Raw genomic sequence first — 13182 nt, 5'->3', positions numbered from 1 at the left:
TCTCCCGCATGCCTCCTGGTGGCTCGCCGGCACCCTCGAGCGGCGCCGGTCAGGCCGGTTTACCCGACCAAGTCGCGCAGGGCGGCTTCGTCGAGTATGCGTTGCAACACTTCCTGGATGGACAACTGCGTCGAATCGAGTTCCAACGCATCGACAGCCGGCTTCAGCGGTGCGATCGCGCGATCTGTGTCGCGGGCATCACGAGCCTTGATCTCATCAAGAAGGCTCGCCAGATTAACACTCTCGCCCGAGGCCTTCAACTGCTCGAAGCGGCGCCGGGCACGCTCCTCGGCAGTGGCGGTCAGGAATATCTTCAGTTGCGCATCGGGGAACACCACGGTGCCCATGTCCCGGCCATCGGCAACCAGACCCGGAGCCTCGCGGAAGGCGCGCTGGCGCTGCAGCAACGCCTCGCGCACCGCCGGCAGCGCGGCGACCTGGGAGGCGCCGGCACCGATACGCTCGTTGCGTATCGCCTGGGTGACCTCCTCGCCTTCGAGGATGATCTGCTGCCCCCGCTTCTCATCGCTACTGAACTGCACGTCCAGGTGAGCAGCCAACAGCTTGAGCGCCTCCTCGTTGGTGAGGTCGACGCCATGGTTCATCGCGGCGAATGCCAGCAGGCGGTACAAGGCGCCGGAATCCAGGAGGTTCCAGCCCAGTTGGCGCGCGACTAGCGCGGCCAGCGTACCCTTGCCCGAGCCACCGGGGCCATCGAGCGTAATTACCGGGACCAGTTTCATGAAGCGGACTCCTGCTCGATGCGCATACCGGCTCCGCAGGCGAGCGCGAGGAAGTTGGGAAACGAGGTCGCCACGTTGGCGCAGTCGTGGATGCGGATGGTCGCACTGGCGCGCAGTGCAGCAACGCTGAAAGCCATGGCGATGCGATGGTCGCCGTGGGCGTAGACTTCGCCACCCCCGATAGCCCCCCCCTCGATGACGATGCCATCGGCGGTCGGTTCGGCACTCACACCCAGTGCCTGCAGCCCGTCGGCCATCACCTGGATGCGGTCGGATTCCTTAACCCGCAGTTCCTCGGCGCCGCGCAGCACGGTCCGCCCGCTGGCGCAGGCCGCGGCGACGAACAGCACCGGGAATTCGTCGATGGCCAGGGGTACCAGGTCTTCGGGGATATCGATGCCCTTCAGCGCGGCGCTGCGAACGCGCAGGTCCGCAACCGGCTCACCGCCGACCTCACGCTCGTTCTCCAGGGTAATGTCCGCGCCCATCAGGCGCAGGATGTCGATGACCCCGGTGCGCGTCGGGTTGATACCGACGTGACGCAGCAGCAGATCGGAGCCCTCGGCGATGCTCGCCGCGACGAGGAAGAAGGCCGCCGAGGAGATGTCCGCCGGAACCTCGATATGGGTAGCGACCAGACGTCCGCCGCTGGCAACCGTCGCGGTCGCCCCTTCGCTCTTCACCGGGTAGCCGAAGCCGCGCAGCATGCGCTCGGTGTGGTCACGGGTCGGCGCCGGCTCGGTCACCGCCGTCTCGCCGGCGGCGTAGAGCCCGGCGAGCAGCAGACAGGACTTCACCTGGGCACTGGCCATGGGCATTTCGTAGTGCATGCCGGTGAGTTTCTGGCCACCACGGATGGTCAGTGGGGGGCGCCCTTCCGGACCGGTCTCGATGACCGCACCCATGACCCGCAACGGCTTGGCCACGCGGTTCATCGGGCGTTTGGAGAGCGATGCGTCGCCACTCAGCACGCTATCGAAGGACTGCGCCGCCAGCAGGCCGGACAGCAGGCGCATGGAGGTGCCCGAGTTGCCCAGGTACAGCGGACCGGGAGGCGCCTGCAGGCCGTGCAGGCCGACGCCATGGATGGTCACGCGGCCGTGCTGCGGCCCCTCGATGACCACGCCCATGTCGCGAAAGGCCTGCAGCGTAGCCAGGGCGTCCTCGCCCTCGAGGAAGCCTTCGACCTCGGTCACGCCCTCGGCCAGCGAGCCGAGCATGATCGAACGATGGGAAATGGACTTGTCGCCCGGTACGCGCAGCTCGCCTTGCAGGCTGCCACCCGGCTGGGCCAGGAAGATCAGGTCGTGTTCGGAATGCATGCTGTCCACATAGGCCCGGCGGGCCAGGATTTTATTGAAATGTTCGCGGGCCACCCGCGCCCGGGTGAAAACCCCGAGCAACTGGTGGCTATCGCCCGAATCGATCGCCTCGCGCAACGCCGCGAGATCGTCGCGGAAGGTGTCCAGGGTGCGCAAGAGCGCATCGCGGTTGGCCAGACAGATGTCATGCCACATCACCGGATCACTGCCGGCGATGCGCGTGAAATCGCGAAAGCCACCCGCCGCGTAGCGGAAAATTTCCAGATTTTCACTACGCTGCGCCAAAGAGTCCACCAGGTTGAAGGCGAGCATGTGCGGCAAGTGACTGGTGGCCGCCAGCACCTCATCGTGATGCTCCACCTCCATCAGCTCCACATCCGCGCCCAGCGCCTGCCACAGCCGCTCGATACGCTGCACGGCACGGACATCCGTCTCGGAGACCGGCGTGAGGATCACCTTATGGTGCTGGAACAGGCCGCCATCGGCCGCCTCGACGCCACTACGCTCGGAGCCCGCAATCGGATGCCCCGGCACGAAGCGCGCCGGGAAGACATCGAAGACGCGCCGGGCCGCCCGCACCACGCTGCCCTTGGCGCTGCCCACATCGGTGATGATCGCATCGCCCAGCGGCAACCCAGCGAGCTGCTCGAGCAAGCGATCCATGGCAAGGATCGGCACAGCCAGCATGATCACGTCGGCACCGACGCAGGCCTGCGCCAGCGAGGTCTCACTGCGATCCACCACGCCCAGGGTCACTGCCTGCTCGCGCGAGGCCGCGTCCAGATCGACGCCCACCACTTCCGCGAACAGCCGCTGTTCGCGTAGCCCCTTGGCAAATGAACCACCGATCAGCCCGAGGCCGACCACCACCAGCCGCCCGCCCTGCATCACTTCACTCACCTCAGCCACGACCGAGCACCTTGCCCAAGGCCGCCAGGAAACGTGCGTTTTCCGCCTCCAACCCTACCGTCACGCGCAGATGCTGCGGCATGCCATAGCTGGCCACCGGGCGCACGATCACGCCCTCGGCAAGCAGCCGCTGGTAAATCGGTGCGGCCGACTGCCCCAGGTCGAAGGCCAGGAAGTTGCCCTTGGAAGGAATCCAGCTCAGGCCCAGCGCTGCCAGCCCGTGCTCCAGCTGGCGCATTCCAGCCTGGTTTGCGGCACGGCTGCGGGCCAGGAAATCCCCATCATCCAGCGCAGCGCAGGCGGCCGCGAGCGCCAGGCTGTTGACGTTGAACGGCTGCCGGACACGATTGAGCACGTCCGCAATGACCGAAGACGACAGCGCGTACCCCACCCGCAAGGACGCCAACCCATAAGCCTTGGAGAAGGTACGCGAGACCAGCAGGTTCGGATGCGCGGCGAGGAACGTCAGGCCGTCCGGCAACGCATCGCCGTCGGCATACTCGATATAGGCCTCATCGAGCACCACCAGCACGTGATCCGACACGCTGTTGAGGAAGTCTGCCAGCGCCTGCTGTTCGAACCAGGTCCCGGTGGGATTGTTCGGATTGGCGATGAACACGACGCGGGTGTTTTCGTCGATCGCCGCGCGCAGGGCGGGCAGATCATGACCCCAGTCGCGCGCCGGCACCGCTCGCCCCTCGGCACCCACCACGCAGGTCGCCAGCGCGTAGACCGCGAAGGCGTGCTCGCTGAACACGGCATTCAGCCCCGGCGCCAGGTAGGCGCGCGCCACCAATTCGAGAATGTCGTTGGAACCGTTGCCCAGGGTCACCTGATTCATCGACAGCGCATAGCGCTCGGCGAGCTTGCGCTTGAGCTCGAAGCCGTTGCCGTCCGGGTAACGCGCCAACTCGGCCCACTCGCTGCGAATCGCCTCCAGCACCCTGGGACTAGGGCCCAGCGGATTCTCGTTGCTCGCCAGCTTGATGATCGCCGAGGGCTGCAGCCCCAGCTCGCGGGCCAGCTCGTCCACCGGCTTGCCCGGCACGTAGGGCGAAAGTCTCTGCACACCCGGCTGGGCCTGACGGAGGAAATCGCAACTCATAACAACCTCGCAGGATCGGCGGCCATCAGCTGATGCCGCTGTAGCGGCCCGGGCGATGATTGAACGCCAGGACCAGATTGAGTACCACCGCGCCAAGCACTGAAAGCCCGATAGCGCGGGGCTCGACGACGAACAGCGCCGCCAGCACCACCAGGCTGTCCAAGCCCATCTGCAGGTGGCCGGCACGCCAGCCGAAACGTTCCTGCAGGTAAAGCACCGCGATGTTCACGCCCCCCAGACTGGCCCGGTGACGGAACAACATGAGCATGCCCACGCCCATCAGGACCCCGCCAATGACGCTGGCATAGACCGGCTGCAGCGCCTCGAAGCGGATCAGCGCCGGCGTCAGGTCCGCGAACAGCGATAGCAGACTCACGGCAACCAGCGTGCGCAGGGTGAACGACCCGCCCATACGCCGCACCGCCAGCCAGTAGAACGGCAGGTTGATGACGAAAAAAGCCACACCGAAGCTGACCTTCAGCCCGTACTGGGCCAGGAAGGCCATACCGGCGGTGCCACCGGTGAGCAGTCCGGCACTGCGATAGAGGTTGACGCCCAGGGCGATCATCAAGGTCGCGCAGGTCAACGCCAGAAGATCCTCCAGCAGGCTGTGGCGCTGCTCGCGCCCGGCGATCTCCGACATGACCGCCGTCAGAGCACCGCTCGCGGGTACGAGCCCAGCACCTTGAGTGCGACTGCCTCGCCGTTGATGCGCTCCAGCACGTCCTTGATCAGCGGATCCTGATGGTGGCCCTGGAAGTCGATGAAGAACACGTAGGTCCACTTGCCACTGCGCGAAGGCCGCGTCTCGATGCGCGTCAGGTCGATGCCATTGGTGTGGAACGGCACCAGCAGTTCGTGCAACGCGCCAGGCTTGTTGCGCATGGACACGATGATCGAGGTCTTGTCGTCGCCGGTGGGCGGCACTTCCTGATTGCCGATGATGAGGAAGCGCGTGGAGTTGTCCGGACGATCCTCGATCTTCTCGTGCAGCTTGGCCAGTCCATAGAGGCTGGCGGCCATGTCACCGGCGATCGCCGCGCTGTTCCACTCGCTCTTCACCCGCTTGGCGGCGTCGGCGTTGCTCGCCACCGCGACGCGCTCGACATTCGGATAGTGCGCATCCAGCCATTTACGGCACTGTGCCAGCGACTGGGCATGGGAATAGATGCGGCTGATGGCGTCGGTCTTGGTGCTCTCTCCGACCAGCAGGTGGTGATGGATACGCAGCTCCACTTCGCCGCAGATCACCAGGTCATGCTCGAGGAAACTGTCGAGGGTGTGGTTGACCGCACCCTCGGTGGAGTTCTCCACCGGCACCACGCCGAAATTCACCGCGCCGGCGGCGACCTCGCGGAACACCTCGTCGATGGCAGCCATGTTGCGGGAAACCACCGCATGTCCGAAATGCTTCAGCGCGGCAGCCTGAGTGAAGGTTCCCTCCGGGCCGAGGTAGGCGACCTTGAGCGGTTCCTCCAGCGCCAGGCAGGAGGACATGATCTCGCGGAACAACCGCGCCATTTCCTCGTTGTCCAGCGGGCCACGGTTACGCTGCATGACGCTCTTGAGCACCTGCGCCTCGCGCTCGGGGCGATAGAACACCGGCTTCTCGCCCTCGGGCAGGCTGGCGGTCTTCACCCGTGCGACTTCCTGGGCACAACGGGCGCGCTCGCTGATCAGCTCGAGGATCTTCTCGTCGAGACTATCGATGCGTACGCGCAGTGCCTTGAGCTGGTCGGCGTCGCTCATCAGCCGTGCTCCTTCTCGAACTCGGCCATGTAGGCGACCAGCGCCTCGATGGCGTCCAGGCCCAGCGCGTTGTAGATCGATGCGCGCATGCCACCGACCGAACGGTGCCCCTTCAGGTTGAGCAGGCCACGGGCATCGGCGCCGGCCAGGAAAGCCTTGTCCAGGCGCTCGTCCGCCAGGCGGAACGGCACGTTCATCCAGGAGCGCGCTGCCGGCTGCACCGGATTGCTGTAGAACCCACTATCGTCGATGAACGCGTACAGCCTGTCCTTCTTGTCACGATTGCGCACGGCCATCGCTTCGACGCCGCCCTGCTCCTTGAGCCACTCGAAGACCAACCCCGCGAGATACCAGGAATAGGTCGCCGGGGTGTTGTACATCGAGCCGTTGTCGGCGGAGACCTTGTAGTCGAGCATGGTCGGGCAGGCGCTGCGCGCACGGCCGAGCAGGCTTTCGTGGATGATCGCCACGACCAGCCCGGACGGGCCAATGTTCTTCTGCGCGCCGGCGTAGATCAGTCCGTACTGGGAAACGTCGATGGGCCGCGAAAGGATGTCCGAGGACATGTCCACCACCAGCGGCGCCTCGACCTGCGGCACCCAGTCGAACTGCAGGCCACCGATAGTTTCGTTGGACGCGTAGTGCAGGTAGGCCGCGCCCTCGCTGAGCTGCCACTCGTTCTGCCCGGGAATCGCGAAGTAGTCGTAGGACTTGGCGCTGGCGGCGATGTTGACCGTGCCATAGCGACGCGCCTCGTCGATCGCCTTGCGCGACCAGATCCCGGTGTCCACATAGTCGGCCACGCCGGTCTCAGGCAGCAGGTTCAGCGGGATCTCCGCGAACTGCTGGCTCGCGCCGCCCTGCAGGAACAGCACCTTGTAGTCGTCCGGCACGCTCAGCAGCTCGCGCAGGTCGCGCTCGGCCTTCTGCGCGATGGCCTGGTAATCGTCGCTGCGATGGCTCATTTCCATCACTGACAGGCCCTTGCCACCCCAGTCGAGCATCTCCGCCTGGGCCCGTTCCAGCACGGCAGTGGGGAGCGCGGCGGGGCCGGCGCAGAAGTTGTGGGCGCGTTTGCTCATCATCGAATACTCTCGAAAATCGACCGGCGCGGCCGGCCTTGAACGAAAATTCGTCGAGGCCGGCCACTGAGGCCGGCCCCTGTCGTCACTCGCTGTCGCCCTCCGCGGGCGGATTCGCCTCGGAGGCCGGCGCTTCGAGCTCGGCGCTCTCTGCGGCCAGGTCTTCCGGCACCTCATCCTCGTCCACCGACGGCTCCTGGATACGCTCCAGGCCCACCACGGTTTCGTCCTTGGCGAGCTTGATCAAGGTCACGCCCTGGGTGTTGCGCGAAGACAGCGACACTTCATCGACACGCGTGCGCACCAGGGTGCCCTGGTCGGAAATCAACATGATCTCCTCGCCCTCGTGCACCTGGATCGCACCGATCAGCGCACCATTGCGCTCATTGGTGATCATCGCGATGACACCCTGGCCGCCACGTCCACGACGCGGGAATTTGCCCAGCGGCGTGCGCTTGCCGTAGCCCCGCTCGGAGGCGGTGAGAATCTGCGCGCCGGACTCGGGAATCAGCATAGAGATCAGTTGCTGTTCCTTGCCCAGGCGCATGCCGCGTACGCCGCGCGCGGTACGCCCCATGGTACGCACCACGCTCTCGGCGAAACGGATCACCTTGCCGGCGCTGGAGAACAGCATGACTTCCTTGGCGCCATCGGTGATGGCGGCGGCGATCAGCGTGTCGCCCTCCTCCAGGCGCAAGGCGATCAGGCCGCTGCTGCGCGGACGGCTGAACTGCACCAGCGGCGTCTTCTTCACGGTGCCGAAGGCAGTGGCCATGAAGATGTAGGCACCGCTAGGCTCGGCGACCAGTTCGGGGGTATCACCCTCGACTTCCTCGACCTCGGCCGCCTCGATCACCTCGCCCTCAAGCACCGCGCCCTCGGCTTCATCGATGTCATCCTCGGCGCCGTCCTGCTGCTGCAGCGCTTCCAGGTCGATCTGCAGCATCGCGGTGATGCGTTCGCCCTCATCCAGCGGCAGCAGGTTGACCAGCGGTCGGCCGCGCGCCGCGCGCGACGCTTCGGGAATCTCGAAGGTACGCAGCCAGTAGACCTTGCCCTTGCTGGAGAACAACAGCAGCGTGGCATGACTGTTGGCAACCAGCAGGTGCTCGATGTAGTCCTCGTCCTTCATCCCGGTGGCGGACTTGCCGCGTCCGCCACGGCGCTGGGCCTGGTAGGCGGCCAGCGGCTGGCTCTTCGCGTAGCCGCTGTAGGAGATGGTCACCACGCGCTCTTCCTCGGGAATGAGGTCGGCGATGGTCAGGTCTTCGCGGCTCGCCCGGATCTCGGTGCGGCGGGCATCGCCGAACTCGGCCTTGATCTTCTCCAGTTCCTCGCGGATGACTTCCATCAGGCGCTCGGGACTGGTCAGGATGCGGATCAGTTCGCCGATCAGGTTGAGAATCTCCTGATACTCGGACAGCAGCTTCTCGTGCTCCAGGCCGGTCAGGCGATGCAGACGCAGATCGAGGATCGCCTGAGCCTGCTCCGGCGACAGGTAGTACTTGCCGTCACGCAGTCCGTAGACCTCGTCCAGCCCTTCGGGGCGGCAGGCCTCGGCGCCGGCACGCTCGACCATCGCCTCCACCGCGGACGATTCCCAGGCGGTGGCGATCAGGCGGTCCTTGGCCTCGGCGGGGCTGGGCGAGCTCTTGATCAGCTCGATCACCGGGTCGATGTTCGACAGCGCGACTGCCTGGCCTTCGAGGATGTGACCGCGCTCGCGCGCCTTGCGCAGCTCGTACACGGTACGCCGGGTCACCACCTCACGGCGGTGGCGGACGAACACTTCGAGCATGTCCTTGAGGTTCATGGTGCGCGGCTGGCCGTCGACCAGCGCCACCACGTTGATACCGAACACGCTCTGCAGCTGGGTCTGCGCGTAGAGGTTGTTGAGCACGACCTCCGGCACTTCGCCACGACGCAACTCGATCACCACGCGCATGCCGTCCTTGTCGGACTCGTCACGCAGCTCGGTGATGCCTTCGATCTTCTTCTCTTTTACCAGCTCGGCGATCTTCTCGATCAGCCGCGCCTTGTTCAACTGGTAGGGCAGCTCGGTGATCACCAGTTGCTGACGGGTACCGCTCTTGTCGATGTCCTCGACATCGGCGCGGGCACGCACGTAGATGCGTCCGCGGCCAGTGCGGTAGGCCTCGATGATCCCGGCACGGCCGTTGATGATGCCCGCGGTGGGGAAGTCGGGACCGGGGATGAACTCCATCAGCTCATCGACGGTGAGATCCGGATTGGTCATCAGCGCCAGGCAACCGTCGATGACTTCCGACAGGTTGTGCGGCGGGATGTTGGTCGCCATGCCCACGGCGATACCGGAGGAACCGTTGACCAGCAGGTTCGGCACCTTGGTCGGCAGGACCTCGGGGATCTTCAACGAGCCGTCGTAGTTGTCGACCCAGTCGACGGTTTCCTTGTCGAGGTCGGCGAGCAGTTCGTGGGTGAGCTTGAACATGCGCACTTCGGTGTATCGCATGGCCGCGGCGTTGTCGCCGTCCACGGAACCGAAGTTGCCCTGGCCGTTGACCAGCATGTAGCGCAGCGAGAACGGCTGCGCCATGCGCACGATGGTGTCGTACACCGCCGAGTCGCCATGCGGGTGGTATTTACCGATCACGTCACCGACCACACGGGCCGATTTCAGATAAGGCTTGTTCCAGTCGTTGCCCAACTCGCTCATGGCATAGAGAACCCGGCGGTGGACCGGCTTGAGGCCGTCGCGCGCATCGGGCAGGGCGCGACCGACGATTACGCTCATGGCGTAATCCAGATAGGACTGTCTCAGCTCGTCTTCGATGTTGACCGGGAGGATTTCTTTGGCCAGTTCACCCATGGAGACATGGTTCCTTATAGTTCAGCGGGGTGCTGCGAAGCGCGGAATCATAACACACAGGCACCCGCGCGAGCCCGTGGCACGGCAGCATCAATGCAGTCGTTTGCGACTGACCAGGGTACTCAGGCGCGCGGCGTCCGGACGCTCGACCACGCCACGCTCGGTGACGATCACATCGATCAGATCGGCGGGCGTGACATCGTAGGCCGGCGCATGCATTTCCAGCGACGGGGACTCCGGCAGGCCACTGGCTGCACGCAGCGCTCGCGCCTCCGCCGCACATTGCTCGACCACCACGTCTTCGCCGGTTTCCAGCGACAGGTCGATGCTCGAGGCGGGCGCCACGACCATGAAGCGCACGCCATGATGCATCGCCAACACGGCCAGTCCATAGGTCCCCAGCGGCGCGAGCAGGTCACCGTTGGCGGCGATGCGCTGGGCGCCCACCACGATCCAACTGAGGTTTTCACTCTTCATCAAGTGCCCAGCGGCGGCATCCGCACACAGGCTCACGGGCAGACCCTCGACGGCCAACTCCCAGGCACCCAAACGCGCGCTGGTCGAACGGGGCCGCCCTTCTCCCAGATAGACACGCTCCAGCAAGCCATCCTGCTGGGCCGCGCGCACCACGCCCAGAGCCGTGCCGAAACCGCCGCCGGAGAGCGCGCCAAACTCGCCCTGGGCGAACAGCCGCTGCGCGCCCTGGCCGTGCCGACGAATCAATTCGGCACCGGACTGCGCCATGGTCAGATTCGCCTCACGGTCGCTGCGATGGATCGCGCGCGCTTCGTCGAGCAATTCGTCCAGTGACGCGTCCGCCGCCACGCGCGCAACGCGCTCGCGCATGCGCTGCAACGCCCAGCCCAGGCTCGCCGAGGACGGGTCGAGCGCAGCCAGGCGAGCGATATCGGGAAGCAATGCCTGGCGCCAGTCGCCACCGTCCGCAAGATGCGCCGCGGCAGCCAGCACCACGCCATAGGCCGACGCGATGGCCTGCAATGCAGCCCCCTGCACGACTCCCTCGCTCAGGGCCGCCACCAGTTCATCGACCTCATCGAAACGCAGCCAGGTTTCACGCTGCGGCAACTGACGCTGATCGAGCAGGCACAACCGCCCCTGCTCCCATTCGATCGGCCTGATCCGTTCCGCCGCCAGCAAGCGCTCGCGCATGACAACCCCACATGACATTTCGACCAGGACAAGGGCGCGGATTATACGCAGGCTTTGGCTTTGCCCACCAAGCACGCCTGGGACGCCCCGTGGTCTGAATCCATACCCGCCACTACACTGATCTTCCCTGCCAATGGAGGCCCATATGCCCGACGACGCCCTGGACCTGTTGCTGTTGCCGACCTGGCTGGTCCCCGTGGAACCGGCCGGCGTGGTATTGACGAACCACGCACTGGGCGTGCGCGAGGGCCGTATTGCCCTGTTGGCGCCCCGCGAGCAGGGACTGCAGCATGCCGCCCGGGAAATCCGCGAACTGCCCGGCATGCTGCTGGCGCCAGGCCTGGTGAATGCCCACGGGCTCGCTGCCAGCAGCCTGCTGCGAGGCATGCAGGAGGCGTCCGCGCACAGCCAATGCCTGGCGCCCCTGGAGCAGCGCTGGGTCGACGACGATTTCGTGCGGCATGGCTGCGAGCTCGCTGCCGCGGAGATGACCCGCTCCGGCATCACCTGCTTCTCCGACAGCTCTCCTCATCCGGAGGTGGTGACTCAGGTGGTACACGCCTGCGGATTGCGCGCCCAGGTCTGCGTTCCACTGCGCCAAGGGGCACTGCCGGGCGCAGCGGACCTCGCAGAGGCGCAGCGCCGCGGGTTGGCCTTGTTCGACGACCTGCGCCATCACCCCCGCATCCGCATGGCCTTCGCCCCGCAGGACCTCGATGACAACGAGCTTTCGCAGATGCTGGTACTCGCCGAGGAGCTCGAGGCCCATATCCAGCTCCTGGTCACCCCGGAGACCCGAAAGCCACCGGCGGCGGACGCCGAGCGCCCCCTGGCAAGGCTGTCCAGACTGGGGCTGCTGGGCCCTCGCCTACAGGCCGTGCATATGACGCTCGTGACCGACGAGGACCTGGAGCTGTTGGTCGAAAGCAACGCCAGCGTCATCCACTGCCCGACCCAGGAGCTTAAGCAGGCCAGCGGCGCCTGCCCGACCGAGCATCTCTGGCAGGCCGGCGTGAACGTCGCGCTAGGTTGCTCCGCGGCCGCCGGCAACCCCCTCGACGTGCTCGGCGAGGCGCGCCTCGCGCTACTGCTGAGCAAGGCCCTGGGCGGTGCATCGGGCGAGCTGGACGCACATCGCGCCCTACGCATGGCCACCCTCAACGGCGCCCGCGCCCTGGGCCTGGACGACTGCTGCGGCTCCCTGCAACTGGGCAAGTTCGCCGATCTGGTCGCCTTCGATTTGCGCGATCTAGAACAGCAACCGGTCCGCGATCCCGTCGCGCAACTGATCCTGCGCGGCAATCGCGCCTGCGCCAGGCATCTGTGGGTAGCCGGCAAGGCCCTGCTCGAGGATCGCCAACTCAAGCGCCTGGATGAGACACGACTGCGCGATGACGTCGAACACTGGCAGCGGCGCCTGGCCGCGAACGACGCCTGAGGCGCGTCAAGTTGTCGCTTTACGCACTCACACGCCCCCGCACAAGCGCCCCAGCACAGACGGTTCATGGCATCATGGTGGACCACCCGCAGAGCCGAGCCCTTCCGGACCCCAGATGAGCAACGTCGACCACGCCGAAATCGCCAAATTCGAGGCCCTGGCCCACCGCTGGTGGGACCGCGAGAGCGAGTTCAAACCGCTCCACGACATCAACCCGCTACGCGTCAACTGGATCGACGAACGCGTCGGCCTGGCCGGCAAGCGCGTGCTCGACGTCGGCTGCGGTGGCGGCATCCTCAGCGAGGCCATGGCCCAGCGCGGCGCCCTGGTCACCGGCATCGACATGGGCGAGGCACCGCTTGCCGTCGCGCGCCTTCACCAACTCGAATCCGGGGTAGAAGTCGATTACCGGCAGAGCACGGTCGAGGCACTCGCCGAAGAGCTGCCCGGGCAGTTCGACGTCGTGACCTGCCTGGAGATGCTCGAACACGTCCCCGACCCTGCCTCGGTGATCCGCGCCTGCCAGCGGCTGGTCAAGCCCGGTGGCCAGGTGTTCCTCTCCACCATCAACCGCAATCCGAAAGCCTGGGCCTTGGCCATCATCGGCGCCGAGTACCTGCTACGCATGCTGCCGCGCGGCACCCACGACTACGCCAAGTTCATCCGTCCGGCCGAACTCGCCGGCTGGTGCCGCGATGCCGGGCTGCAGATCGGAGACGTCACTGGGCTCACCTATAACCCGCTGACCAAGCGCTACAAGCTCGGCCAGGACGTCGACGTCAACTACATGCTGCAGACCCGGAACGAGGCCTGATG

The 13182-nt window shown here is 65.9% G+C and carries 10 protein-coding genes; 2 read left to right on the top strand and 8 right to left on the bottom strand.

From position 1 onward, the window contains the following. Positions 1 to 59: 59 nt before the first annotated feature. The 8 genes from cmk to mtnA all read right to left on the bottom strand — a co-directional run bounded on the left by cmk (position 60) and on the right by mtnA (position 10928). The gene (gene cmk / locus ACYRGX_RS11610; protein ID WP_473052632.1) at positions 60 to 743 is read right to left on the bottom strand and encodes a (d)CMP kinase; all 684 of its coding nucleotides are present in this window, start codon (positions 741 to 743) and stop codon (positions 60 to 62) included. Next, positions 740 to 2953, bottom strand: a complete 2214-nt coding sequence (locus tag ACYRGX_RS11605) for a bifunctional prephenate dehydrogenase/3-phosphoshikimate 1-carboxyvinyltransferase (RefSeq protein ID WP_473056678.1) — start codon at positions 2951 to 2953, stop codon at positions 740 to 742. The genes cmk and ACYRGX_RS11605 overlap by 4 nt, the downstream gene beginning before the upstream one ends. A 13-nt stretch (positions 2954 to 2966) precedes the next feature. Continuing rightward, positions 2967 to 4079, bottom strand: coding sequence for a histidinol-phosphate transaminase (gene hisC, locus ACYRGX_RS11600; protein WP_473052631.1), 1113 nt, complete (start codon positions 4077 to 4079; stop codon positions 2967 to 2969). 25 nt (positions 4080 to 4104) lie between these two features. Beyond that, entirely contained in the window at positions 4105 to 4722 is a 618-nt protein-coding gene (locus ACYRGX_RS11595) for a YitT family protein (RefSeq protein ID WP_473052630.1), read from the bottom strand. A gap of 8 nt (positions 4723 to 4730) precedes the next feature. After that, a complete protein-coding gene (pheA, locus tag ACYRGX_RS11590; protein ID WP_473052629.1) occupies positions 4731 to 5828 on the bottom strand; it encodes a prephenate dehydratase in 1098 nt (365 codons plus the stop codon). Continuing rightward, complete coding sequence (gene serC / locus ACYRGX_RS11585; protein ID WP_473056677.1) at positions 5828 to 6910, bottom strand: 3-phosphoserine/phosphohydroxythreonine transaminase; 1083 nt, start codon at positions 6908 to 6910, stop codon at positions 5828 to 5830. Before serC ends, pheA begins: the two co-directional genes overlap by 1 nt. A gap of 85 nt (positions 6911 to 6995) precedes the next feature. Next, the gene (gene gyrA, locus ACYRGX_RS11580; RefSeq protein WP_473052628.1) at positions 6996 to 9758 is read right to left on the bottom strand and encodes a DNA gyrase subunit A; all 2763 of its coding nucleotides are present in this window, start codon (positions 9756 to 9758) and stop codon (positions 6996 to 6998) included. Positions 9759 to 9848: 90 nt separating this feature from the next. After that, positions 9849 to 10928, bottom strand: coding sequence for an S-methyl-5-thioribose-1-phosphate isomerase (mtnA, locus tag ACYRGX_RS11575; protein WP_473052627.1), 1080 nt, complete (start codon positions 10926 to 10928; stop codon positions 9849 to 9851). 145 nt (positions 10929 to 11073) lie between these two features. Here mtnA and ACYRGX_RS11570 point away from each other — a divergent pair, with 145 nt between their 5' ends. Both ACYRGX_RS11570 and ubiG read left to right on the top strand, forming a co-directional pair. After that, complete coding sequence (locus ACYRGX_RS11570; RefSeq protein WP_473052626.1) at positions 11074 to 12366, top strand: amidohydrolase family protein; 1293 nt, start codon at positions 11074 to 11076, stop codon at positions 12364 to 12366. Positions 12367 to 12481: 115 nt separating this feature from the next. Next, positions 12482 to 13180, top strand: a complete 699-nt coding sequence (gene ubiG / locus ACYRGX_RS11565; protein WP_473052625.1) for a bifunctional 2-polyprenyl-6-hydroxyphenol methylase/3-demethylubiquinol 3-O-methyltransferase UbiG — start codon at positions 12482 to 12484, stop codon at positions 13178 to 13180. Positions 13181 to 13182 lie beyond the last annotated feature (2 nt).

It is taken from the genome of Pseudomonas sp. R4-15, from assembly GCF_055768815.1.
This window is presented reverse-complemented; position numbering and strand designations above follow the sequence as displayed.

Coding starts and splice junctions, on each gene's coding strand:
- ubiG (WP_473052625.1), top strand. CDS start 12,482: ATGAGCAACGTCGACCACGCCGAAATCGCCAAATTCGAGGCCCTGGCC.
- ACYRGX_RS11605 (WP_473056678.1), bottom strand. CDS start 2,953: ATGCAGGGCGGGCGGCTGGTGGTGGTCGGCCTCGGGCTGATCGGTGGT.
- ACYRGX_RS11595 (WP_473052630.1), bottom strand. CDS start 4,722: ATGTCGGAGATCGCCGGGCGCGAGCAGCGCCACAGCCTGCTGGAGGAT.
- cmk (WP_473052632.1), bottom strand. CDS start 743: ATGAAACTGGTCCCGGTAATTACGCTCGATGGCCCCGGTGGCTCGGGC.
- serC (WP_473056677.1), bottom strand. CDS start 6,910: ATGAGCAAACGCGCCCACAACTTCTGCGCCGGCCCCGCCGCGCTCCCC.
- pheA (WP_473052629.1), bottom strand. CDS start 5,828: ATGAGCGACGCCGACCAGCTCAAGGCACTGCGCGTACGCATCGATAGT.
- mtnA (WP_473052627.1), bottom strand. CDS start 10,928: ATGCGCGAGCGCTTGCTGGCGGCGGAACGGATCAGGCCGATCGAATGG.
- gyrA (WP_473052628.1), bottom strand. CDS start 9,758: ATGGGTGAACTGGCCAAAGAAATCCTCCCGGTCAACATCGAAGACGAG.
- ACYRGX_RS11570 (WP_473052626.1), top strand. CDS start 11,074: ATGCCCGACGACGCCCTGGACCTGTTGCTGTTGCCGACCTGGCTGGTC.
- hisC (WP_473052631.1), bottom strand. CDS start 4,079: ATGAGTTGCGATTTCCTCCGTCAGGCCCAGCCGGGTGTGCAGAGACTT.